22 protein-coding genes are annotated in these 22,117 nt (G+C 65.5%); 10 read left to right on the top strand and 12 right to left on the bottom strand.

Annotation, left to right across the window (positions count from 1 at the left end; genetic code table 11):
• Positions 1-2: 2 nt before the first annotated feature.
• The 11 genes from E5P3_RS31635 to E5P3_RS31585 form a co-directional block, all read right to left on the bottom strand.
• Positions 3-995, bottom strand: coding sequence for a Bug family tripartite tricarboxylate transporter substrate binding protein (locus tag E5P3_RS31635; protein WP_162590067.1), 993 nt, complete (start codon positions 993-995; stop codon positions 3-5).
• A 43-nt stretch (positions 996-1,038) separates the two neighbouring features.
• A complete protein-coding gene (locus tag E5P3_RS31630; RefSeq protein WP_162590066.1) occupies positions 1,039-2,016 on the bottom strand; it encodes a Bug family tripartite tricarboxylate transporter substrate binding protein in 978 nt (325 codons plus the stop codon).
• 26 nt (positions 2,017-2,042) lie between these two features.
• Entirely contained in the window at positions 2,043-2,978 is a 936-nt protein-coding gene (locus tag E5P3_RS31625; protein ID WP_162590065.1) for a dihydrodipicolinate synthase family protein, read from the bottom strand.
• Complete coding sequence (locus E5P3_RS31620; RefSeq protein WP_162590064.1) at positions 2,975-3,781, bottom strand: aspartate/glutamate racemase family protein; 807 nt, start codon at positions 3,779-3,781, stop codon at positions 2,975-2,977. Before E5P3_RS31620 ends, E5P3_RS31625 begins: the two co-directional genes overlap by 4 nt.
• Positions 3,782-3,906: 125 nt before the next feature.
• Positions 3,907-4,923, bottom strand: a complete 1,017-nt coding sequence (locus E5P3_RS31615) for a Bug family tripartite tricarboxylate transporter substrate binding protein (protein WP_162590063.1) — start codon at positions 4,921-4,923, stop codon at positions 3,907-3,909.
• A gap of 126 nt (positions 4,924-5,049) precedes the next feature.
• Complete coding sequence (locus E5P3_RS31610) at positions 5,050-5,979, bottom strand: hydroxymethylglutaryl-CoA lyase (protein WP_162590062.1); 930 nt, start codon at positions 5,977-5,979, stop codon at positions 5,050-5,052.
• 3 nt (positions 5,980-5,982) lie between these two features.
• Positions 5,983-6,798, bottom strand: coding sequence for an enoyl-CoA hydratase/isomerase family protein (locus E5P3_RS31605; RefSeq protein WP_162590061.1), 816 nt, complete (start codon positions 6,796-6,798; stop codon positions 5,983-5,985).
• Positions 6,799-7,968 (bottom strand): CaiB/BaiF CoA transferase family protein, encoded by a 1,170-nt coding sequence (locus E5P3_RS31600; protein ID WP_162590060.1) that lies wholly within the window; start codon positions 7,966-7,968, stop codon positions 6,799-6,801.
• Positions 7,961-9,685, bottom strand: a complete 1,725-nt coding sequence (locus tag E5P3_RS31595) for a hydantoinase B/oxoprolinase family protein (protein WP_162590059.1) — start codon at positions 9,683-9,685, stop codon at positions 7,961-7,963. The genes E5P3_RS31600 and E5P3_RS31595 overlap by 8 nt, the downstream gene beginning before the upstream one ends.
• Before the next feature lie 7 nt (positions 9,686-9,692).
• Positions 9,693-11,750, bottom strand: coding sequence for a hydantoinase/oxoprolinase family protein (locus E5P3_RS31590; RefSeq protein WP_162590058.1), 2,058 nt, complete (start codon positions 11,748-11,750; stop codon positions 9,693-9,695).
• Between the two features lie 117 nt (positions 11,751-11,867).
• Positions 11,868-12,965, bottom strand: coding sequence for a LacI family DNA-binding transcriptional regulator (locus tag E5P3_RS31585; RefSeq protein ID WP_162590057.1), 1,098 nt, complete (start codon positions 12,963-12,965; stop codon positions 11,868-11,870).
• Between the two features lie 80 nt (positions 12,966-13,045).
• Between E5P3_RS31585 and gcvA the strand changes: the two genes are divergently transcribed.
• The 4 genes from gcvA (at position 13,046) to E5P3_RS31565 (ending at position 16,443) form a co-directional block, all read left to right on the top strand.
• A complete protein-coding gene (gene gcvA / locus E5P3_RS31580; protein ID WP_162590056.1) occupies positions 13,046-13,939 on the top strand; it encodes a transcriptional regulator GcvA in 894 nt (297 codons plus the stop codon).
• Between the two features lie 184 nt (positions 13,940-14,123).
• Complete coding sequence (locus tag E5P3_RS31575) at positions 14,124-15,029, top strand: SMP-30/gluconolactonase/LRE family protein (RefSeq protein ID WP_162590055.1); 906 nt, start codon at positions 14,124-14,126, stop codon at positions 15,027-15,029.
• 52 nt (positions 15,030-15,081) lie between these two features.
• A complete protein-coding gene (locus E5P3_RS31570; protein WP_162590054.1) occupies positions 15,082-16,050 on the top strand; it encodes a tripartite tricarboxylate transporter substrate binding protein in 969 nt (322 codons plus the stop codon).
• An 87-nt stretch (positions 16,051-16,137) separates the two neighbouring features.
• A complete protein-coding gene (locus E5P3_RS31565) occupies positions 16,138-16,443 on the top strand; it encodes a YciI family protein (RefSeq protein ID WP_162590053.1) in 306 nt (101 codons plus the stop codon).
• A 286-nt stretch (positions 16,444-16,729) separates the two neighbouring features.
• On the opposite strand, the gene E5P3_RS31560 is transcribed toward E5P3_RS31565, so the two are convergent.
• On the bottom strand, positions 16,730-17,002 hold the full coding sequence (locus E5P3_RS31560; RefSeq protein ID WP_162590052.1) for a hypothetical protein: 273 nt from the start codon (positions 17,000-17,002) through the stop codon (positions 16,730-16,732).
• Positions 17,003-17,355: 353 nt separating this feature from the next.
• On the opposite strand from E5P3_RS31560, the gene E5P3_RS31555 reads away from it, so the two are divergent.
• From E5P3_RS31555 to E5P3_RS31530, 6 genes are all read left to right on the top strand, one after another.
• Positions 17,356-17,754, top strand: coding sequence for a VOC family protein (locus E5P3_RS31555; RefSeq protein ID WP_162590051.1), 399 nt, complete (start codon positions 17,356-17,358; stop codon positions 17,752-17,754).
• A 228-nt stretch (positions 17,755-17,982) separates the two neighbouring features.
• Complete coding sequence (locus E5P3_RS31550; protein ID WP_162590050.1) at positions 17,983-18,525, top strand: helix-turn-helix transcriptional regulator; 543 nt, start codon at positions 17,983-17,985, stop codon at positions 18,523-18,525.
• 215 nt (positions 18,526-18,740) lie between these two features.
• A complete protein-coding gene (gene xseA / locus E5P3_RS31545; protein ID WP_162590049.1) occupies positions 18,741-20,333 on the top strand; it encodes an exodeoxyribonuclease VII large subunit in 1,593 nt (530 codons plus the stop codon).
• 182 nt (positions 20,334-20,515) lie between these two features.
• On the top strand, positions 20,516-20,740 hold the full coding sequence (gene xseB, locus E5P3_RS31540; RefSeq protein WP_162590048.1) for an exodeoxyribonuclease VII small subunit: 225 nt from the start codon (positions 20,516-20,518) through the stop codon (positions 20,738-20,740).
• A 690-nt stretch (positions 20,741-21,430) separates the two neighbouring features.
• Positions 21,431-21,661, top strand: a complete 231-nt coding sequence (locus E5P3_RS31535) for an AbrB/MazE/SpoVT family DNA-binding domain-containing protein (protein WP_162590047.1) — start codon at positions 21,431-21,433, stop codon at positions 21,659-21,661.
• Positions 21,651-22,076, top strand: a complete 426-nt coding sequence (locus tag E5P3_RS31530) for a PIN domain-containing protein (RefSeq protein WP_162590046.1) — start codon at positions 21,651-21,653, stop codon at positions 22,074-22,076. Before E5P3_RS31535 ends, E5P3_RS31530 begins: the two co-directional genes overlap by 11 nt.
• Positions 22,077-22,117 lie beyond the last annotated feature (41 nt).

Here is a 22,117-nt window from a genome sequence, read left to right as displayed (position 1 = left end):
GGTCATTCGATCTTGATGCCGGCGGCCTTGATGACGGCGCCCCAGCGGTTGTTCTCGGAGAGCACGAAGCCGGCAAAGCCTCGCGGGTCGCTCAGGTCAGGCTGCAGGCCCAGCTCGATCATGCGCGCCTGGGTTGCGGGCTCGTGCACGACACGCGTCATTTCGGCCTGGATGACGTCGATGGCCGGCTGTGGCGTCTTCGGCGGCGCGAGCACGCCGAACCAGATGTTGGCATCCACGGGATAGCCGAGTTCCGCCAGCGTGGGCACGTCCTTCAGCCCCGCAAAGCGCTCCGGCGAGGCGATGCCGTAGATCACAAGGCGGCTTCGATTGGCGATGACCAGCGGCGTGGGTACGAGCATCAGGTCGACCTGTCCAGAAAGCAGCGCCACCAGGGCCGGTGCGGTGCCCAGATAGGACACGCCCAGCATCTTCTTCGAGCCGGCGTGCGACTGGAAGATCTCCATGCCGATGCGCCCGTTGCTGCCTGGGCCCCAATGAGCATAGGAGTACTCCTTGGTCTTGGACTTGGCCACGAGCTCCGGAAGTGTCTTGGCGTCGATGTCTGCACGCGCCGCGAGGACAACTCCGATCTTGGCGATCGGCGCCACCGGGCTGAAACCATTCGGCTGGAACTGGATCTTGGGGTAGGTGAACGGACTGATGGAGATCACGTCGGCCGACCCGAACAGCAACGTCGTGGCGTCGGGCACCGCGGCATAGACGTAGTCGGCGGATATTACCCCGTTGGCACCCGGCTTGTTGTCCACCACCACCGCCTGGCCGAGACTGGTGCCCATTCCGGCAGCGACCAGTCGCGCTGCAATGTCGGTGCCTCCGCCCGCGGGATACGGAACGACCAGCCTCACTGGTTTCGAGGGCGCCCATGCCTGCTGCGCAGCGACGTGCGAGCTCACGGCGAGCACAAGGAGCGCGACGAGCGCGACGAGCGCGATTCTGGTTCTCCACGAACCCAGCGGCGTTGATCTGTTCATGATGTTTCCTTGCGTGAATGTTCTGTGCCGCCCATGACAGGACTCATCCCTGCGGCCTGACCTGCGCAGTACGCATGATCTCCCCCCAGCGCGCCGCGTCGGGCGCAATGGACCGGGCGAAGTCCTCCTGGCTCCCTGCCAGCGGAACGACGCCCAGTTCCTCGATCTTCTTGCGGATCGCGGGGTCGGCGCTCACCTCGGCAAGCGCCTTCGCAAATCGTTCGATCACCGGCCCGGGTGTCCCTGGCGGTGCGAACAGTCCCTGCCAGACCTCCAGGTCCACCGGGACGCCGAACTCGGCCATCGTGGGCACATGCTTGAAGCGGTCGTAACGCTTCTTGCCGGCCGCCGCGAAGGTCGTGACCCTCGACTCCATCGCGAGAAAGAGCGGCGACGGCAAGTACATCATGTCGACCTGCCCGGCCAATAGGGCCTGCGCCGCGGGCGCGGTGCCCTGGTACGGTACCGTCAGCGTGGCGGGAACCTTGCCGAGCGTCTTGAACATCTCCGAGCCGACATGGCCGGGGCTACCGTTGCCCCAGGACGCGAAGGTCAGCTCCTTCCTGCGGGCAAGCTCCAGCAGCTCCGGAAAGGTCCTGGCCTCGAGGCTGTTGCGCCCCACCAGCACGAACGCCACCGCCGCGGTCGGCCCGATCGGGACGAACTCCATCGGCTTGTAGGCAAGCTTGTTGAAGAGGTGCGGCGCGATGGTCATGATGTCGGCATTGCCCCAGAGGAGGGTATAGCCGTCCGGCGCGGCGCGGTACACCACCTCGGCACCGATGGCACCGCCGGCACCGCCACGGTTGTCCACGACGACCGGCTGCCCGAGCTTCTGGCCCAGCTGCTCCACGAAGGCTCTCGCAGTGACGTCGGCACCACCGCCTGGCGGATAGGTGACCACCAGCTTGATGGGGTGCGTGGGGCTCCAGGCCTCGGCGCAGGCCAGTCCCGCCGCACACAGGCCGGCGCCGGCCAGAAGCACCTGCCTGCGCCCGAGTGAATGTGCCGAGTTCGTCATGTCGTCTCCTTCTGTTCGAGTGAAATTCAGCGCGCCCAGCGCAGGACCAGCGGGTCCAGTCTGCGCGCGACTTCGATCAAGCCCGCGCGGGTATCCGGATGCAGCGGTGCGAGCGGGTGGCGCGGCGCCTCGCACGCGATCACTCCGCCTTCCTTCATCAGGGCCTTGCAGGCCGAGAGGCCGCACTGGCGGTTCTCGTAGTTGATGAGAGGCAGCCAGCGTTCGTACTGCGCCATGGCCTCGTCCCGCCGCCCGGCCAGGTAGGCATGAACGATCGGGCGCAGTCCGTCGGGGTAGCCGCCGCCTGTCATGGCGCCGGTCGCACCGGCATCGAGGTCCGCCATCAACGTGATCGCCTCCTCGCCGTCCCACGGGCCCACGACGGCATCGCCGCCCAGCCGCACCAGCTCGCGCAGCTTGGACGCGGCGCCCGGGGTCTCGATCTTGAAGTACGCAACATGCTCGATGTCGCTTGCCAGGCGCGCGAGCCAGGCGGCACTCAGCGTCGTGCCACTCACCGGTGCATCCTGGACCATGATGGGAATGGATATCGCATCCGAGAGCCGGGCGAAGAACTCGAAGCTCTTCTCTTGCGGAGGACGCAGCGTCGCCCCGTGGTACGGGGGCATGACCATCACCATCGCGGCGCCGGCGTCCTGCGCCCGTCGAGCGCGCGCGGCGCAGACCTTCGTGCTGAAATGGGAGGTCGTGACGATCACGGGCACCCGCCCCCGGACATGTTCGAGGCTCAGGGCGGTCAGCTGCTCCCGCTCCTCGTCCGACAGCACGAACTGCTCGGAAAAGTTCGCAAGGATGCACAAGCCGTCAGAGCCGGCATCGATCATGAAGTCAAGGCAGCGCTTCTGACCCTCGAGATCGAGGTCTCCCGCTTCCGTGAAGATGGTTGGAACCACCGGGAACACCCCGCGGTAGACCGGGCAGCGCGGCGGCGCGGCGCTCATGCAGCGCGCCCTTCTTCACGGTCGGCCAGCGCGAGCTCGCGCACCAGCTGCGGATCGTCGCACCGGTAGTGCCACTTGCGGCCGACCTTCAGCCCCGTGCGCGCCCGCAGCCCCGCCAGCATCGCAGCGTAGGCCCAGGTCACACCGAACACGTCGAGCACCGGCGCGGATTCGATCTCCCTGACGCCATTCACGTAAAGCAGCTCGGCAAGCATGCCCTCGCCAGGAATCACCACATCGGCACCGTCGCCGATTGCCTCCAGCGCGGCCCGGCGGAAGGACTCGATCACCGGCGCGGGGTCGCGAAAGCCTGCTGCGAGCGCAGGCTCCTCCAGCGGCGGGTCGATGGACTGCACCCGCAACACGCGGCTGCCCAACCCGTGCGAGTCGACCGACATGCGCCCCATCCACGCGGTGGTCGGAGCGTTCGACACGATCGCGCTGTAGCGGCCGAGCGAACATGCGATTAAGAGGCTCGACTCGGTGAGCGAGACCACCGGAATGTCGACCGCGGCGCGCAACTCGCGCAGGAACGGCTCGCTGAACGAGCCGACAACGAAAGCGTCGTAGCCCTTCTGCTCGGCATGCACAGCGTTCGTGAGCACCGGTTCGAGGATGCGATGGTGTGCGTAGGCATTTCCCAAGGCGGCCGAGGGCGCACGGCCTCGATAGCGGCCCGGCGGCATACCGTGGACCTCGATGGCCGCATCGGCGGGCAATGTCTTCCCGGCGTGTTCGATCAGTGAGGTCCTGTAGACACCGAGCTCGTCGATCTCGGTGCTGGATTGGTGCCAGATTCGCATGTTCGCTTCCGTGTTCAGTAGGCCCTCGGCAGGCCGTGCTCGCCGATAAAGGAAAAGGATGGATCGGGCGGACACAGGTGCACCCTGGTCGCGTTCATGGGACGTGTCGCTCACGGGCATCCCTTCTAGTTCTCGATCCTGATGCCCGAGGCACGGATCGTCTTGCCCCAGAAGGCATAGTCCTCGGCGAGATAGGCGGCGAACTGCTCGCGGCTCGCGATGAATGGAACCAGCCCGACGGCGATGAGCCTGCGCGAGACCTCGGGGTCGGCCATCGTCTCGCTAAAGGCCCTGGCCAGCGTGGCCGCGATCGCCGGCGGGGTCTTTGGGGGCGCAACCACTCCGACCCACGCATCCGCCAGTACCGGCGTGCCTTGCTCGGTAAGGGTCGGGATGTCCTTCACCGACTCGATTCGATGGCTCGCCGCAACCCCGAAGGCCGTGAGCTTGCCGCGGAAACTCGCTGCCAGGTGCATCGGCATCATCGCCAGGTCCACCTGCCCCGCAATAGCGGCCTGGGCGGCAGGCGCGGCGCCCTGGTACGGCACATGGATCATCTCGACGTTCGCAACCGAGCTGAACAGGCTCATCGCGATGTGGGCGCCGCTGCCGTTGCCCCATGTGCCATAGGTGAGCCGGGACTTCTTCGCCAGCGCGATCAGTTCCGGAAGGGTTCTGGCCGGGAGATCGGGGCGCCCCATGATCACGAAGTTGACCTTCGCGGACGGCGAGATCGCGACGAACTCCTGAGAGGTGAAACGTGCCTTTGGGTACAGCGGCGGATACATCGAGTACGTGTCGGCGCTCGACATCAGCAAGGTATGGCCATCGGGCGCCGCAGCAAAGGCGAGCTCGGTTCCGATGGCGCCGTTCGCGCCGCCGCGGTTCTCGATGACGATGGGCTGCCCCAGGCGGTTGCCGAAGGCCTGCACGACAATGCGCGCCACCGTGTCAGAGCCGCCACCGGGCGGATACGGAACGATCATCTTGATCGGCTTTGTCGGCATCCAGTCGGCTTGTGCATGGACGGCGCAAGGCAGCGCCCCCATCCCGGAGGCCATAGCCAGCACCGGGACCGAGGCGCACAGCATGCGCCGCTGCGAGGCCCAGCCCGCCGGCGGTTTCTGGTTCGGCTTTTTCACTGCTGTCTCCTTCTTTTGATGGCGCCGGCCCCTCGGACGTTGTTGTTGAAACGTTTCCAAAAGCGCTAGTTATTGGTCGCCTGGACCTGCTCCGACCTGCGGCGCGTCCTACCTGCCCCCTTTAGATCATGCGTCGGCGACGGCGAAGCCGATGGGCAGCCCCGCCTTCGCGATCGCGCCAAGCAGTTCCACCTCGTGCAGTTCCTTCTTCAGGATGTCGCGCACTTGCACCAGCTTGCGGATGTCGATGCCGCTGTTCCAGCCCATCGACTCCAGCAGGAACGCGAGGTCTTCCGAGACGATGTTCCCGCTGGCACCCGGCGCATGTGGGCAGCCGCCCATTCCGCCCAGCGCGGAGTCGAAATCTCGAATGCCCGCCTGCAGCCCCGCCACTACATTGGCCAGGCCGAGGCCGCGGGTGTCGTGCAGATGCAGGGCCACGGGGAGGCCGGCGGCGGCGCCCAGCACACGATCAACCAGTTCCCGGATGGCGCTCGGATTGGCATACCCGACGGTGTCGCCCAGCACGATCTCCCTCGCGCCCGCGTCAATGTAGCGCTGCACGAGGTCCATGACCTGGCGATGCGCGACGGGACCCTCGATCGTGCATCCGAAGGCGGTGGACACGCCGCCCACCAGGGTCGTCGTGGTGCCTTCGGCCAGGCGCGCCACTTGGCGGAATCCTTCGAGCGACTCTTCGCGGCTGCGGCGCACATTCGCCCTGTTGTGGCGCTCGCTCGCCGAGGTCACGTAGTTGAGCTTGTGCACACCGAGCTCCAGCGCCGACTCCGCGCCGCGCACATTGGGCACCAGGACCGCCACCGTCAGGCCCTCGACGGCGAGTGCGTGTCGCACGACGTCTGCAGCATCGGCGAACTGCGGCATCAGCTTGGCAGGCACGAAGGAGCAGACTTCGATCTCGCGCACGCCGGCAGCGAATTCCGCATCGATCCACGCGAGCTTCGCGGCCGTGGGCAGAATCTGCGGGATGCCCTGGAGCCCATCGCGCAGGCCGACCTCACGCAACCGCACCTGCTTGTGACCTTCATCCGGCATCGCTCACCTCCCGGCGAAGCGCGGCGAGCGCTTCTCGTTGAATGCACGGATTCCTTCATTCCGGTCCTCGGTCGAGATGAGCCGGTTGTAGGCCTCGATCTCGAAGAAGAGCCCGGTACGCAAGTCCATCTGCATGCCGTGCGCCACGGCCTTCTTGGCCTGGCGCACGGCGATGGGCGCGTTGGCCAGGATTCGCTTGACCAGCTTCATCGTTTCCGCGCGCAGGCTCGCCTGGGGATAGATGTGATTGACGAGCCCGCAGGCCAGCGCGTCCTGGGCGCTGAAGGCTTCGCCCGTAAAGATGGCCTCCTTCGCGCGGCGCACGCCGATCGCCCTCGGCAACTGCTGCGTGCCGCCGCCACCCGGCATGATACCGCGCATGACTTCCGAAAATCCGAAGCTCGCGTTGTCCGATGCCACGATGAAGTCGCAGGCGAGCGCGAGTTCCAGTCCTCCCGCAATGGCCGCGCCGTTCACGCAAGCGATCATCGGCACCGGGCAGTCGTAGAGCGCCCGTACCATGCGCTCGAACAGGTAGTGCTGGGTGTTGAACTGTGCGTCCGTCATGTGGTCGCGTTCCTTGAGATCCGCGCCTGCGCAGAACACCTTGTCCCCGGCGCCGGTGAGCACCACGCAGCGATATTCCTCCGGCGACTCCTCCAGCGAACTGAACACGGCGATCAGCTCGCGCCCCATCTGCGTGTTGATGGCGTTGGCCACGGAGGGTCGGTCGAGTTGAACGACCAGCAACCCTTCGAAGGGCGAGGACAAGGCGATGGCTTCCAAGGGGGCGGAGAGGTCCGTTCCAAGTATCGACATTCAGCGTTTCTCCAGGACAGGTGTGGAATGCAGGGCGCCAAGCAGCTGGTTGTGCTGACCCAGCTCCGGCGTGTTGCCGGGCAGTGGCGGGCGGCGGCGGTCGAACGAGATCGGCAGTGCCACTGTCGTCGTGCGTCCGTCGGGGGTCTTGCGCAGGATGTCCAGCGCTGCGGTCTGCTCGTTCGCCACCACGCGGTCCACCGGCTGCAGCGGTCCGCACGGGATCGACTCGGCCTCGAGCAGCGACAGCCAGTGCCCGGCAGGATGCTCGCCGAAACGGGCACCGAGCAACAGGATCAGTTCCTCCCGATTCGAGACGCGGGCCCCGTTGGTGGCGAACCGGGTGTCATGCGCCAGTTCGGGCAGGTCCATGGTCGTGCAAAGACGCCGGTACAGGGTGTCGTTGCCTGCCGCGACCAGGATCGCTTCGTCCGAGCAATCGAAGACCTGGTACGGCACGATGTTGGGACTTCCCGAGCCCATGCGCGCCGGCTGCTTGCCGCCGGCCAGGCAGTCCGACAGGGGCACTGTCATCCAGGCGAGCGCCGTCTCGTAGAGCGACACGTCGATGATGCGGCCGCGCGGCGCTGCGCGCCCGGGGCCGCGGAGCGCCGCGAGCACGCCGATGACGGCCCACATGCCAGTGCCCATGTCGTTGATGGACACCGGCACACGGCTGGGGGCGTCCGCATCGTGGCCGACGATGCTCATCATGCCGCTGTAGGCCTGCACCAGGGGGTCGTAGCCAGGCTTGTCGCGCAGCGGGCCCGTCGCGCCGAAGGCGCCCATGTTGCAGTAGATGAGCGAGGGACTGAGCTGCGTGAGGTCCTGCGCGCCCAGGCGATGCCGCTCGAGGTTGCCCGGCTTGAGGTTCTGGATGACGACGTGCGCATTGGCGACGATGAACTCCCGGATGCGGTCGATACATTCGCTGTCATTGAAGTCCGCGCTGATGCTTTCCTTGCCGTGGTTGATGGCGTGGAAAAGCGCCGAAGCGCCGTCGATGAAGGGCGGGCCCCAGCCACGCGCATAGTCGCCGCCCGAGGCGTTCTCGATCTTCACGACGCGGGCACCCAGGTGCGCGAAGATCAGGCCCGCATAGGGCGCGGCAAGGCTGTGGCCGATCTCCACGACGCAGATTCCCTCGAGTGGAAGCGCCTTCTCATGCATGCTTGAGCTCCACGGGCTGCGGCAGGTCGGCGCCATAGAGCTCTCGCGCCGCGCGCGGCGTCACGTAGCCGTCGAGCACGTCACTGAACACGTCTTCCGCCGGCCGGGACCTGGGTTCCCCGTAGCCGCCGCTTCCGGCCGGCTGAATCACTACCCGGTCGCCGCGATGGACGATGGCCGTGGCGCCCTTGGGCGGCAGCGTGCGCGCGCCGCCGTCCGGACTCAGGATGCGACAGTCGAACAGTGCGCCGGGGCCCCCACCGAAATAGCCTTCGGGCGCGGCCTTGCCGCGCTCGCCCGCGACAGTGAACGTGGCCTCCTCGAACTCCACCCGATAGGTGCGCCTCGCCGTGAGGCCCCCGCGGTACCGCCCTGCCCCGCCGCTGTCGGGTATCAGCGCCCAGTCCTCCACCACCAGCGGCATCGTCTGCTCGATGAACTCCACCGGCAGCGAACCGGCGTTGCCCACGTAGACGCGGATGCCGCTGATGCCGTCGCGGGTGGCGCGCGCGCCCATGCCGCCGCCGTGCGGCTCGACCATGCTGACGAACTCCCTGCCGGTGCGTCGCACGCGCTGCTCCACCGGATCGCGCCCGCCGAAGACGCCGGAGCATGCGGCGCAGTTGCTCTGCCCGATCACCCGTTCAGGCACGGCTTTCGACAGGGCCTTGAGGCACAGATCGATCACGCGCGGGGACGTCTCCGTGTTGCCGCTGACCACCGAAGCGGGGAACTGGCAGTTGACGATGCTCCCGAGCGGCGCCTCGATGGTCACCGGGCGGTAGCAGCCCTGGTTGATGGGAATCGAGACGTCCGTCAGCGCCTTGACGGTGAACCACGTGCTGTTGCAGGTGACCGCCAGCGGGCAGTTGATGCCGCCGCGCGCCTGGGCACCCGTGCCGGTGTAGTCGAAATGGATCCGGTCGCCGGAGACAGTGACCTTCACCTTCAGCGCAACCGGTGCGCCGGACCAGCCCGGCGCCTCGACGCCTTCGGCGAAATCCTGCGCCTCGTACACGCCGTCGGGGATGCCCCGGATGGCTTCGCGCATCAGCGCCTCAGAATGATCGAGCGAGCGGCGCATGGCGTCGCGCAGTGCCGCCTTCCCGTACTTGGCCGCGAGCGACTGCATGCGCTGGTCGCCGACGAAGGTGCCTGCGTACTGCGCCTGGATGTCCAGCAGCCGGCCTTCGGGGTCGCGCGTGTTCTGCACGATCATCGTTTGCACGTCCTGCACGATCTCGTCGTTCCTGTAGAGCAGCACCGGCGGGATGCGGATGCCCTCGCCGTAGATGTCCCAGGTGTTCAGCGTGTAGCTGCCCGGGGCCTGTCCGCCGATGTCGGTCCAGTGGCCCCTCGTCATCACGAAGGCAACGAGCTCCTCGCCGACGAACACGGGCCGGGTCACCTGGACATCGGGCTGGTGGTTGCCGCCGCCGAGGTAGGCATCGTTGCTGATGATCACGTCGCCCGGGCGCAGCTTGTCGCGGCCGATGGCTTCGACGGAGACCTTCGTAGAGATGACCGCCGAGCCGAGCATCGTGGGGATGTCGTTGCCCTGCGCCACCAGCTGCATGTCGGCATCGAAGACCGCTGCGGACGCGTCGGCGCCCAGATGCATGATCGGGCTGGCAGCGGTGCGCATCATGGCGATCTTCATCTCGCGCGCCGTTGCATAGAGTGAGTTGCGAAGGATTTCGTAGACGATCGTTTCCATGGGAGCCTCAGAGCGCAATGCGCAGGTTGCCGACCTCGTCGATCCTCGCGGTCTGCCCGACCTTGAAGACGATGCAGCTGCTTTGTTCCTCGATGATTGCCGGCCCTGCGACAGGAACGTCCACTGCCAGGTGGGTCCGATGGTGAACCGGCAGCGACTGCATGCGCCCGGCGACATACACATTGCGCTCGCGACGGCCGCGAGTGGCTGCCGGGGCGGGAGTGCCCTGGCTGACGATCCCGCGCCAGCCGGTCTGCACCGTGGCCTGTACCCGCAGGTTCACCAGGACGATCGGCTGGTCCGACTTGATGAAGTTCCACATACGCTTGTGATTGCGCTCGAAGCCCTGGCGGATGTGCGCCACCAGCTCGGCCGGGGCATCGGGGTGCAGCAGCTCGGGCGGGATATCGACAGCGATCGCGGCGGGCTGGCCTGCGTAGCGGCAGTCCGCGCGGTAGATCGTCTTCATGCCCGAGGCGGCGTGCTCCTGCCCGAAGGCGGCGCGCGCCTGCTGCTCGAGCTGGGCGCAGATGGCGTGGATCCGCGCCGGCGCAACCGCTTCCAGCTCGGTCTCGACGGCCGTCTGCCCGTCGAACTGGCGGTCGGCCACGATCATCCCGAATGCGCTGAAGAGGCCCGGCAGCGGCGGCACGATCACTTCCTTGATGTCCAGCTCCTGCGCCAAGTCAACCGCATGCACGGGGCCGGCGCCGCCATAGCACATGTAGGCCAGCTCGCGCGGGTCGTAGCCGCGCTCCACCGTCATGAGGCGCATTGCCTGCGCCATCAGTGCGTTCGCCACCACACGCACCGTCCAGGCCGCCTCCAGGACGGAAACGCCCAGCGGCTTGGCCAGGTGCGTCTCCACGGCAGCGAGTGCCGCGGCGGTGTCGAGCTTGAATTCGCCGCCAAGAAACGAGTCCGGGTCCACGTAGCCCAGCAGCAGATTGCAGTCAGTGACGGTAGGCCTGGTGCCGCCCCTACCGTAGCAGGCCGGCCCGGGGTCGGCTGCCGCGCTTTCCGGCCCGATGTGCACGCCGCCGCCGCTGTCGATCCAGGCGATCGAGCCCCCGCCGGCGCCTATGGAGTCGATGTCGATCGTGGGCGCGCGAACCGCATGTGTGTGCAGCAGGCCGTGCGTGCGGATCTCTGGGCGTGATTCACGCACCAGCGACACATCGAAGGTCGTGCCTCCCATGTCGCCCAGCAACACGCCGCGCAGCAGTGCCTGCTCGCTGCTGCGCACTGCAGCGCTGACGCCCCCTGCGGGCCCCGACTCGAGCAGCACGATGGGTTTGGCCGCGACCACCTTGGTGGAAGCCAGCCCCCCGTTGGATTGCATGAAGAGCAGCTCGCCGGCGAAGCCCGCGGCGCGCAGCTGCGCCTCGAAGCTGTGGATGTAGCGTCCGCAGACAGGACCGAGCAGCGCGTTCATGACGGTGGAGCTGGTGCGCTCGTACTCCTGCATCTCCGGGTTGACCTCGTGCGACGCGGTGATGAAGCAGCGCGGCAGCAGCCGCCTGAGCTCTTGCAGCGCCGCGCGCTCGTGCTCCGGATTCACGTAGGAATGGAGAAAGCAGATCGCCACCGCCTCGATGTCGGAATCGGCGAGCCGCTCGGCCAGGCCGCGCAGCTGCGCCAGGTCGAGGGGCACTTCAACCGTCCCGTCGTGACGCATGCGCTCGTTGACTTCAAGCCGCCAACGCCGCTCCACCAGGGGCTTGGGATTTTCGAACTGGAGATCGTAGAGGTCCGCACGGTCGTGGCGCGAGAGCCTGCGCAGTTCCAGTACGTCGCGGAACCCGGCAGTGGTGACCAAGGCCGTCTTGGCGCCCTTGCCTTCGACGATCATGTTGGTGGCCATGGTGGTCCCATGGCCGATGAAGCCGACCTCGGAGCTGTCGCGCGCGCTGAGCTCGAGTATCTTGCGGAAGCCGTTCATGGCCCCCATGACACGATCCGCAGGAGTGGTTGCGACCTTGGTCGACCAGATCTGGCCGGATGCGTCGTCCACCAGCACCACATCCGTGAAGGTGCCCCCGACATCAATTCCTATTCGATTCATGAACTCATCCCGCAGGTAGCTTGATTGGAAACGTTTCCATCAACAAGGGCGGACAACGTTTTCTCTCGGCCGCACTTCTTGGTAACGTTTCCAATGTAGGCGGCAGAAAGGGCCTTGTCAAGCAGTTCTGGCAAGCACCCGCGGCGCGGCGCACGAGTCCCTCACCACCAGTTCCGCCTGCACAACCAACCGCCGGCGTGGCAGCAGCGGATCGGCAAGGCGGTCCATCAGGAAGCGTCCGGCGGCCTTGCCGAGCTGATCGTGATTCCATCTCACCACGGTGAACGCGGGCGTGGACAGCTGCGCGACGTCACTGTCCGCCCCCGCAATCACGGAAAGGTCGCGCGGAATGACAAGGCCGCGCTCGCGCACTGCCTGCATCACGCCGGGCAGCAACGACGTTCCGCCGGCGATGATGGCCGTGGGCGCAGAAGGCTGGTCCAGCAGCCAGCCGGCCTCTGCATAGCCCACGTCGCGACCGAACGAAGCCGCCCGGATCAACTCCCTGTCGACGGGGAGCTTTCTTGCCCTGTGGCCCTCGATGAAGCCCTCCAGCCGGCTTTGAGTCGGATGCACACCCGCCTCGCCCGAGATGATGGCAATGCGCCGATGGCCCAGATCGGCCAGGTGCAGCACCGCCTGGCGAATCCCAGCGGCATGATTGACGCTGACGGCGTCGAGCTCGCCGGGCAGCTCGCGATCGAGCAGGACGATGGGAAACTGCGCCTCCTCCAGTATCGCCAGCACGGCCGCGTCGTGTTCCGAAGAAGTCGCGATGACCAGTCCGTCGATGCGCCGCTGCTGCAGGCCGCGCAAGAGGCTCAATTCCCGCTTGGAATCATGATAGCTGGAGGCGACCATCAGCGAGAAGCCGAACGGATCGATCTCCTTTTGCATGGAGTCCACGAACATACTGAGGACCGGGACCGTGAAGTCGCGCATCACGCAGGCGAAGGTCATCGAGCGGTGATTGCGCATGCTCTGCGCGACGATGTCGGGCACGTAGCCCAGCTGAGCGATGGCGGCCTGGACGCGCCGGCGTGTTTCCTGCCGAACGCTGGGGTGCCCGTTGATCACGCGGGAGGCAGTCCCCAGGCCGACGCCGGCCAGCAACGCCACTTCGCGAATGGAGGGCTTGCCTTCCTCGGCGGAAACCGAGTCTTCTGCCGGGCTGTCCTTCTGCCGCAGCCTTTTTGCACCAGGATCAGTGGCCATACTGTGTGGAACCTTTGATCCGATTAGAGCACGCCCGATTCCCTCGGCCTGCCCCGCCGGGCATCAGTAAACTTCATCGCATGTCGCGTCGCCTGCCGCCCCTGAACGCCCTGCGCGCCTTCGAGGCCGCCGCGCGCTGCGGCAACTTCACGCGGGCCTCGCAGGAGCTGTTCGTGACCCAGGGTGCCGTCAGCCGGCACATCGCGACGCTTGAGCAATGGCTTGACGTCAAGCTTTTCGAGCGCGGCCGGCAGGGCATGTGCCTCACGCCGGCCGGCAAGACCTACTTCGCCAGCATGCGGGTAGCGCTCGACCACATCGAGCACGGCACCCGGCAGCTGGTGCAGAGCTCCGACGATTGGCTGCTGCGCATCAAGCTGCCGCCCACCTTCGCCATACGCTGGCTGATTCCGCGCCTGTCGCGCTTTCACGCGCAGCATCCGAAGATCGACGTGCAGATCACGACATCGCACAAGCTCACCGACTTTCATCGCGATGACGTGGACGTGAGCATCCATTCGGAGCCTCATCCGCCGGCGGGGCCGGGCTATCGCCTGCTGTTTCGCGAGACACTGGTGGCCGTCTGCTCGCCCGCGCTGCTGAAGCGAGATCCGCCGATGAAGGAACCTGCGGACTTGGCAGGGCACGCGCTGCTTTGTTCGCTCAACCGCACACAAGACTGGCCGACCTGGCTTGCGGCCGCAGGCACCAACGGCATCGACGGCAATCGCGGCCTGAAGTTCGACAACGCCGGCATGGCCTACCAGGCTGCCACCGAACAACTCGGCGTGGTGGTCGCCGTTCTCCCCTTCGTGCAGGACGATCTTGCAAGCGGCCGACTGGTCGCTCCCTTCGACTTGCGGGTTCCAACAGAAGGCGGCTACTTCATGGCGTGGCGAACGGACCGGCCCGTGCCACAGCGCGTACTTGCGTTCGAAACGTGGATCGCGTCTGAGATCGCGTCCACTGGCTAGTCGCCTGGACGGCGACCGCTGATGGCAGCGCGGCCGCTGCTGTGCGCAGATGTGCGTTTTACTCATCTTCCACATGAGTAAATTGTAATTGAAGCCCCCTAGGCAATCTCCTATCTTCGGGTTGCCAACCAATCGGAGACATTGCATTTCCGCCATTCCGCACAGGCGAGAAGCATCGAATCGCATGAGAGTTCTCGCCGAGGATCTGCAGTTTCCCGAGGGGCCGGTGGCCATGAGTGACGGATCGGTCATCGTTGTGGAGATGCGCGCCGGCAAGATCGTGCGCGTTGCGTCCGACGGCCGCGTGGAAATGCTGTTTGAATGCGCAAGCGGTCCCAATGGAGCTGCTGTCGGACCGGACGGCGCGCTCTACATCTGCGACAACGGCGGCAACGCATACGTCCCCGGGCAATTCACGGCCGCCGGTCCTTCGCCAGGCTACATGGGGGGCAGCATCCTGAAGGTCGACATGGCGCTTGGCAAGGCCACCACGCTCTACACGCATTGCGATGACCACCGTCTCTCCTCGCCCAACGACCTGGTGTTCGACGAGTACGGGGGCTTCTACTTCACCGACTTCGGCAAGAAGCACGCGCGCATGCGTGACAACGGCGGCCTCTACTACGCACTGCCTGATGGTTCGCGCATCGTCGAGGTGGCGTACCCGCTGCTGGCGGCCAACGGTGTCGGACTCGCGCCGGACGGCGCGACGGTCTATGTGGCAGAGACCGAAACCGCACGCCTTTGGGCTTTCGACCTGATCGAGCCCGGGCGCGCCAGGAAGCAACCCTTTCCATCGCCTCATGGTGGCCGCCTGGTGTGCGGGCTGCCGGGCTTCCAGCGTTTCGACAGCCTCGCACTGGATGCCCGGGGGAACATCTGCGTCGCCACGCTGGTCACCGGTGCGATCTCGGTCATCTCGCCGGATGGGGTTGTGCTGCGCCAAGTCTGCTTTCCGGATAGCTACGTGACGAACATCTGCTTCGGCGGCCCTGACCTGGAAACGGCCTTCGTGACCTTGTCCGGGACCGGCCGGCTCGTATCCGTGCCCTGGCCCGAGCGCGGCCAGCGGCTTCACTTCAACCTCTAATCAAATGCAAGGCGCTGGCTTGTTTCAGGCCCGCGCATTCGAAGGAAACCGCATGAACCGCCGCGAACTCGTGACCCTCTTGGCGAGCACCTGCATGGCCGGCGCTGCCGCACCCTTGCATGCCGCCTCGACCTACCCCAGCCGTGCAGTGAAGGTCGTCGTGCCGTTCACCGCCGGCGGAGGCACCGATGCCGTTGCGCGCTCGATCGCTGCCGGTCTCACGGAGTCGCTCGGGCAGACATTTTTCGTGGAGAACAAGCCAGGTGCCAGCACGTTGATAGGAAGCGACTACGTCTCGAAGTCCACGCCGGACGGATACACACTGCTGGTGGCGAGCGTTCCGCATGTCACGAACCCATCGATGATGAAGACGCTCCCCTTCGATACCGAAAAAGCCTTCGCTCCCATCAGCCTCGCGGTGCAGTCGCCCTTCATCATGGTGGCGGCGCCGGGCTCGACGTTGCGCTCGCTCGCAGAGGTGCTGGCTCAGGCCAAGACCAAGCCGCTCTCCTTCGCCTCCACCGGCAGCGGCACTGCCGACCATCTCGCAATGGAATTGTTGGCCCTTCAATCCGGCGTCTCGATGACCCACGCGCCGTACAAGGGTACAGGGCCGGCCCTCGCCGACGTGATGGGGGGACATGTCGAGCTCATGTTTGCCAATGTGGTAGCGGCCGCGCCCTTGGTGAAATCCGGCAAGCTGCGTGCGCTTGCAGCCTCGACCAAGTCGCGCTCGGCGTCCTTGCCAGACATCGCCACGGTCGCCGAGATCACCGGCAAGCCGTTCGACGTCAGTGCCTGGGCCGGAATCCTGGCGCCTGCGGGCACCGACGCGGCGATCGTGCAACGCCTGGGCGAGCAGGTGCGCCATGCATTGAACACGCCGGCCACGCGCGAGACGCTCCTGGTCAACGGCGCCAATCCCGTAGGCAGCACGCCGGCAGAGTTCCGGTCGTTCATCGCGCGCGAGATGAGCACCTGGCGCACCATCATCCAGAAGGCCGGCATTCAACCCAGCTGAGGCTCTTCCAGCGCGACGCACGCCAAAACAGCGCGACCGCGCGTTGCGCCGCTTCGGCGAATGACCCCAGCTTTATCGATTCCCGCCATGCCATTCGCCATCCTCGCCCTCGACAACCCCGAATGCGAGACGCTGCGTACTGCGCTGAGGCCACAGCACCTCGCCTACCTCGATGCGCATCATGGGGAAATACTCGCCGGCGGTGCGCTGCTGAACGACCTCGGCCAGGCGATCGGAGGATTGTTGATCGTGGACACCCAAGATCGCGCGTCGGCAGAGGCCTTCGTTGCCGGCGACCCATACACCAAAGGGGGCGTATTTGGCTCCATCCGGGTCATGGGCTGGCGCAAGTCCTTCTTCGACCGCCGGCGCACAGGCTCGATCTCGGGGTAGTGCATGCGCGCTGGTGCTGCAGTTCCCCGCGGCAGAAGGCAGCGTCGCCGCGGGCGTCGTGTTGGTGGCCTTCGATGACTTGGCGATGAACGTTTACCTCAGCCACGGGGATGGCGTCGCGATACGAAGACGGCGCGCCTGTTCGGTCAAATGCTGATCCGTCCGGCTCCCAAGCAGCGCATCACTCGCTCGCTGAAGGCGCATGAACAAGGGATGGGTGGCCATTCGTGTGCTGTTGCCCGTTTGCTTCGCGTTGCGAAGCGGAGGACGCGGCCGTACGGCCTACTCATCCCCAGGGCAGCCGCTCCATGCCAGGGCCCGCAAAGGCGAGTGGCCGTTTCGTGCGGCCGTTGACCGCCGAGAAGCCGTCACCGGAGACGCGATGAACGACGGCAACCCCTGAGAACCACCGAAGCCCGGCGTCCTCCAGCATGGGCGGGATGTCCGCCTCCACAAGTTGCGCAGCGCTCAAGACCGACAACTTCTCGATGTCGTCCTCGTCCGAGACATAGCATGGCATCGTGGCCTTGCAGAGCCGGCTCAGCAGTTCCATCGGCATGGCCCGCCTCCTTTCACCAAGATGGCGACATCAGATCTCCATGAAGGCGAACGTAGCGCGCCCGGCCCAGGGAATCCATTGGGAGAGTGCATGATGTCGGCGGAAAGCAACACGGGCATGTGCCCTGCGCAAGCGGGCTCGATCGCTGCCAAGCTTGAACCGCGTCCGCTCCCTGTTTCCGGAACATCCGCATCACGAATGATCGAAAGGGCGCCTTCCTACTCATTCGAGCAGGCGTGGCGTTGGTCGTCAGAAGCCGCCGTCCTTCACCGCACACGAGGTGCTGAAATCGCCTGCATTGACGCAGACTCGCTCGATCATCACATTCGTCACAAGTTGGAAAGGGCAAATGAATGTTCAATCACGTCATGGTTGGCAGTAACGACATCGAACGCTCCAAACGCTTCTACGATGCAATTCTTCGCGTGATCGGCGCGCAAGGCGAGCCTGTCCGCAACATTACCGCGACGGGTCATGTTCGCCTGTTCTACCGGCACGGTGGAAACACCCTGGGGATCAGCCAGCCCATCGACAATAGACCTGCCACGTGTGCAAACGGAGGAACGATCGCATTCAAATGCGAGACCCCGGAGCTGGTAAAGGAGTTTCATGACACGGCGGTGGCACATGGCGGCGTATCCATCGAAGACCCGCCAGGACTGCGCAACGATGCCTTGGGCAAGTATTACCTTGCCTACGTGCGCGACCCCGATGGAAACAAGCTTTGCGCCATTCATCGCGTGCGTTCCTAGTCTTCGTCACCATGGGTCGTGACCAAGCACAATCCGGTAAGGTCCCTGCCCTCGCGCCCGGAGATCGGACCACGAATGTCGTTCAGCACAGTACGCTGAGATTCAGCCAGCTCGCGCTCGACAACCGGCGCTCATACTCCTGAAGCACGGAAAAATGACGTTGGCCAGCGCCGCTGGAGTCTGCAAGGCGGCGAAGCCATTGTGGTCGCGGGCGGGCAAAGCTTCGACGTGTTCAACCAGCTGTCTGCACAAGGTCTTTTCGAAGCGCGTTGGCTCCTTTGGGACAAGGCGATCATGTTCGAGCTCGGCAGCCGCGGATCGCGCCCCCCGCTGCAGGCAACCGTGATCCGGGATCTCGGGCGGGAGTTCTACGACTGTGTCGACCGCGCCACCGAAGCCATCTCAAACGCTTGCCAGGTTCCCGCCGAGGTCGCAAGGCACAGGCTGACGGAGGTCTTGGTGTGGCTGTCCCTGCGCAACATCACACTCGCGGCGCCACAGGGCGTGACGGTGGCGGCACGACTGCGGAGCTTGTTGGCCGGCTCGCTTTCGGAGCCTTGGACGATGTCTTCGGTGGCTGCACGGCTTGCCATGAGCGAAGCAACCCTGCGACGAAGACTGAGCGCGGAAGGAGTGACTTTCGGGTCGGTCTTGACAGATACGCGCATGTCGTTCGCGATGACTTTGCTTCAGTCGACAAACCATGCGGTCACCCGAGTCGCATCGAGCGTTGGCTACGAATCGGCCTCGCGCTTCTCGGTCAGGTTCTAGGCACGGTTTGGGTTTGTCCCTACCGCTGTTCGTTGCCATCGCAGAACTTGACTTGACCATTCGTTCGGGCCGAGTTGAGCGATGCCAACACTCGCTGGGTCGCCCGTGCCTTCGCGACGCTCGAAGCCGGCCGCGGAGTCGCCCGCACGCTGCCGACTTGCCGGCGACGCGACCCTCCATCCGCCACGTCCTGCGGCATGAACCAAAATCGAAGGATGCAAGAGCGCCACTACCTCAACGTTCCCTACAAGGAGAAGGACGCCGCCAAAGCGTTAGGCGCGCGGTATGACCCCGAGAGTAGGCGCTGGTGGGTGCATCCCGCGACAGATCTCTCCGCCTTTGCCAAGTGGGCCATCGTGCCGGGCGGGTCTGCTCCGGCGCCGGTAACCACGGGCCCCGGGTCAGCTCCGAGTGCCACCGGGGCTGACCGCTTCGCCTCTCGGGAGCTCGCGGCCGGCACCGAGAGCGGTGAGCTGAGCGCGCCCGCCAAGGGCATTTCCTTGTCTCGCCTGCTCGGCGGCGTCGCCACGGCAATCTCGCAGGCCTTCAGGGGCGGCGTCTGGACAATGGTGGAGGTCATGCAGGTGACGCTGCGCAATGGGCATGTCTATCTCGAGCTGTCGGAGCGCGATCGCGCGGGGCAGGTGCTGGCCAAGGCGCATGCCATGATCTGGGCAAACACGGCCGCCCGCATCCTCCCAGAATTCGAGCGCGCCACCGGCGCGACCATCGGCGCCGGGATCAAGCTGCTCGTACGCGCCAAGCCTGGCTTCAAGCCCCAGTTCGGCTTCAGCCTGGAAATCGACGCCATCGACTTCGGCTACACCCTGGGCGACCTGGCAGCCCGCATGAAGGAAATCCGGGGGCGACTGCAGCGCGAGGGCGTCTTCGAGCAGAACAAGAACGTGCCGCCACCCTGGAACTTCACCTCGGTACTGGTCGTGGCACCACACGAGGCCGCGGGCCTCGGCGATTTCCGGAAGGAGTCCGATCGCCTCGCGCAGTTCGGGCTGTGCCGTTTCACCTACGCGCACAGCAGGTTTCAGGGCGAAGGCGCCGCCCGCGAGATCGTCGCGGCGCTTACCAACGCGCTGGACCAATGCGCAGCGGCAGGCGACTTTCCGGATGCCGTCGTCATCATCCGAGGCGGCGGCGCAGTCAACAACCTGGCCTGGCTCAACGACTACGAGTTGGCCCGCTTCATCTGCGACCAGCGGCTGCCGGTGCTGACTGGAATTGGACACGAGCGGGACAGCACCATCGTGGATGAGGGTGCGCACGCGAAGTTCGACACCCCGAGCAAGGTCATCGCCGCGATCGAGAAGCTGATTGCCCGGCGAGCCCGAGAGGCCCAGGCCGCCTGCGAAAGCATCACGACCAAGGCCGAGCGCATGACGCGCGAGCTCAGCGCAGCGATCGATCAGGCGCACAGCCAGGTCGCAGCAGATGCTCGCGCCCACGTGGCCCGTGCGCGCCAGGAAAGCCGCGACGCGATGAACGCGATCGGCGTTGCCGCCCTGCAAGACGTGCACCAGGCGGCAAAGGGAGGGCTGCACCTTGTGCATCAGGTGCGCCAGGCAGCCGCCGAGCAGGTCACCGCTGCCCGCCAGCTCGTGCCGCGCCACCTGGCAGACGTGCAGGCGCGTGCAAGCACCAGCCTGGCCGGTGACTCGCGCTCAACACCGTCATGGACCAGGCAAGCGCCGGCGCGCGGCACGCGCGGCGCCAGGCGCAGACCGACATGGCCGCCGTCGGCGAGCGCGCCGCAGCCACGCTCGATCGCGCGAGATCGGGCGCCGAAGCGCTGATTCGGGAGATCTCGGGCCAGGGCCCCGGCAGCCCGCGGCTTCGCGATCGTCCGCGACGCTACGGGCAAGCCGATCACCGCCCAAGCACAAGTCCTGGCCAGCCCCGAGCTGGCCATCGAAATCCAGTTCCGGGACGGCGTGATCGCCGCGCGTGCCGGCAAACCCTAGTGAAGGAAGTAGCAATGCCAACCCCACAGACCTTTCGGGAGGCGTACGGCGTCCTCCAGCGCCATGCCGAGACTCTGCGTGAGCAGGACGAGCCAAATATCGACGACCTGCTGACGATCGTCACCGAGTCGGTCGCGGCCTACCAGGTCTGCAAGAAGCGGATCGACGCAGTCGACGCCGCGCTGAAGGCAGCGCTCGAGAGCGCGGACGTCGAGGGCGAAGCAAGCGCGCAAGCGTGACGCTGAAGTTGCCTTCAGCCAACGGCCCCGTGTGGGATCGCGTGCACGCGACCGCCGCAGGTGAAGACCTGGCGACCCGTTTGACATGGAAGGAGCTGAATGCGTCGCTGTGGCTGGAGGGCGAGGTGTACAGGGATCTCCCCGTTTGGGACAGGGCCTCAGCCAATCTTCGACTGGATCTCTCGCCCGAGGGGCCAGCGGTTCGCGTGCGACGAGGTGAGTGCAGTCGCTTTCCGACAGCAGCCTTCAAACGGCCTCAGGGTCGGCCGCATCCAGTTACCGGCGTTCGACAGCTAGTCTTCTTGCCAAAGGCAGGAGAAAAAAGAGCGAACCATCAGAGCTTCAGGTGTGCTAGGTCAATACCGGCCGATCCAAACGCGCTTGGTCTGCGGTCATAAGACGGTTCCAATACCAACGGCGCGCCTGGCGTTGCCGTAAGGCCGAACTCGGCCGGTCGCTTGGTCCGAGATGTCGTAGTCGGCAGACAACTGCATGCCGACAGAATGCTGCGTGTGCGCAACTCCTCACGATGAGCGGTCCAAGTCGCTACTGACACAACCCAACAAAGCTCGTCAGGCGGCCAAGGTGCGCCTGAATCGAATCCATTGGCAGGGTTGGGGCGCCGGCGTTCTCAGTTGCATCCCTACGCGTGCGTATCTACAATCTTAAAAGTAGATACAGGAGCCAGTCATGCAAGTCGCAAAGTGGGGCAACAGTCTGGCCATTCGCCTGCCCCTCGCGCTGGTCAAGAAATTGAACCTGTCAGAAGGAGACGAGGTGCGCCTGAGCGTGCACAGCCCGCGCGACCTTGGTCTGACCAAGAAGCCCGGGAAGGAGGAGATCGTCGCCGCCCTGCGTGAGTTCGAAGGCCGGCTGCCAGAAGCGTTCAAGTTCGATCGAGACGACGCCAATGAAAGATAGAGCGTTCGCGGACACCAATGTAGTGCTCTACATGATGTCCAAGGACGCAGCAAAGGCCGAGCGCGCACGCGCGGTGGTTGCGGGGCGCCCGATCATCAGCGTTCAGGTCCTCAACGAGATTGCCAACGTTGCGCGGCGCAAGCTGACTCTTCCATGGAAGGAAATCGACGAGTTTCTGCAGTTGGTGCGGGGGCTGTGCCCAGTCGAACCCTTGACCGTTGAATCTCACGATCTGGGGCGCGCGCTCAGCGAAAAGTATCAGCTATCGGTGTACGACTCGATGATCTTGTCCTCGGCTCTCCTGTCTGGCTGCGACACGCTGTATTCCGAGGATATGCAAGACAGTCTGCGCATCGAGAAGACGCTGACCATCGTGAATCCATTTAGCCTGTACGGGCCCAACTTCGCCCTGTGAGACGTATTGCGACCACGAGCATCGGTGCTCGGGCGTACCTG

The sequence above is a fragment of the Variovorax sp. RA8 genome, from assembly GCF_901827175.1.
Lineage (GTDB): Bacteria > Pseudomonadota > Gammaproteobacteria > Burkholderiales > Burkholderiaceae_C > Variovorax.
The sequence above is the reverse complement of the archived record's forward strand: the minus strand, read 5'-3'. Positions and strand labels throughout refer to the sequence as shown.

Bases quoted from the DNA above. Each gene is read 5' to 3' on its own strand.
- E5P3_RS31635 (WP_162590067.1), bottom strand. From the start codon at position 995: ATGAACAGATCAACGCCGCTGGGTTCGTGGAGAACCAGAATCGCGCTC.
- E5P3_RS31630 (WP_162590066.1), bottom strand. From the start codon at position 2,016: ATGACGAACTCGGCACATTCACTCGGGCGCAGGCAGGTGCTTCTGGCC.
- E5P3_RS31625 (WP_162590065.1), bottom strand. From the start codon at position 2,978: ATGAGCGCCGCGCCGCCGCGCTGCCCGGTCTACCGCGGGGTGTTCCCG.
- E5P3_RS31620 (WP_162590064.1), bottom strand. From the start codon at position 3,781: ATGCGAATCTGGCACCAATCCAGCACCGAGATCGACGAGCTCGGTGTC.
- E5P3_RS31610 (WP_162590062.1), bottom strand. From the start codon at position 5,979: ATGCCGGATGAAGGTCACAAGCAGGTGCGGTTGCGTGAGGTCGGCCTG.
- E5P3_RS31605 (WP_162590061.1), bottom strand. From the start codon at position 6,798: ATGTCGATACTTGGAACGGACCTCTCCGCCCCCTTGGAAGCCATCGCC.
- E5P3_RS31600 (WP_162590060.1), bottom strand. From the start codon at position 7,968: ATGCATGAGAAGGCGCTTCCACTCGAGGGAATCTGCGTCGTGGAGATC.
- E5P3_RS31595 (WP_162590059.1), bottom strand. From the start codon at position 9,685: ATGGAAACGATCGTCTACGAAATCCTTCGCAACTCACTCTATGCAACG.
- E5P3_RS31590 (WP_162590058.1), bottom strand. From the start codon at position 11,750: ATGAATCGAATAGGAATTGATGTCGGGGGCACCTTCACGGATGTGGTG.
- E5P3_RS31585 (WP_162590057.1), bottom strand. From the start codon at position 12,965: ATGGCCACTGATCCTGGTGCAAAAAGGCTGCGGCAGAAGGACAGCCCG.
- gcvA (WP_162590056.1), top strand. From the start codon at position 13,046: ATGTCGCGTCGCCTGCCGCCCCTGAACGCCCTGCGCGCCTTCGAGGCC.
- E5P3_RS31575 (WP_162590055.1), top strand. From the start codon at position 14,124: ATGAGAGTTCTCGCCGAGGATCTGCAGTTTCCCGAGGGGCCGGTGGCC.
- E5P3_RS31570 (WP_162590054.1), top strand. From the start codon at position 15,082: ATGAACCGCCGCGAACTCGTGACCCTCTTGGCGAGCACCTGCATGGCC.
- E5P3_RS31565 (WP_162590053.1), top strand. From the start codon at position 16,138: ATGCCATTCGCCATCCTCGCCCTCGACAACCCCGAATGCGAGACGCTG.
- E5P3_RS31560 (WP_162590052.1), bottom strand. From the start codon at position 17,002: ATGCCGATGGAACTGCTGAGCCGGCTCTGCAAGGCCACGATGCCATGC.
- E5P3_RS31555 (WP_162590051.1), top strand. From the start codon at position 17,356: ATGTTCAATCACGTCATGGTTGGCAGTAACGACATCGAACGCTCCAAA.
- xseA (WP_162590049.1), top strand. From the start codon at position 18,741: ATGCAAGAGCGCCACTACCTCAACGTTCCCTACAAGGAGAAGGACGCC.
- xseB (WP_162590048.1), top strand. From the start codon at position 20,516: ATGCCAACCCCACAGACCTTTCGGGAGGCGTACGGCGTCCTCCAGCGC.
- E5P3_RS31535 (WP_162590047.1), top strand. From the start codon at position 21,431: ATGCAAGTCGCAAAGTGGGGCAACAGTCTGGCCATTCGCCTGCCCCTC.
- E5P3_RS31530 (WP_162590046.1), top strand. From the start codon at position 21,651: ATGAAAGATAGAGCGTTCGCGGACACCAATGTAGTGCTCTACATGATG.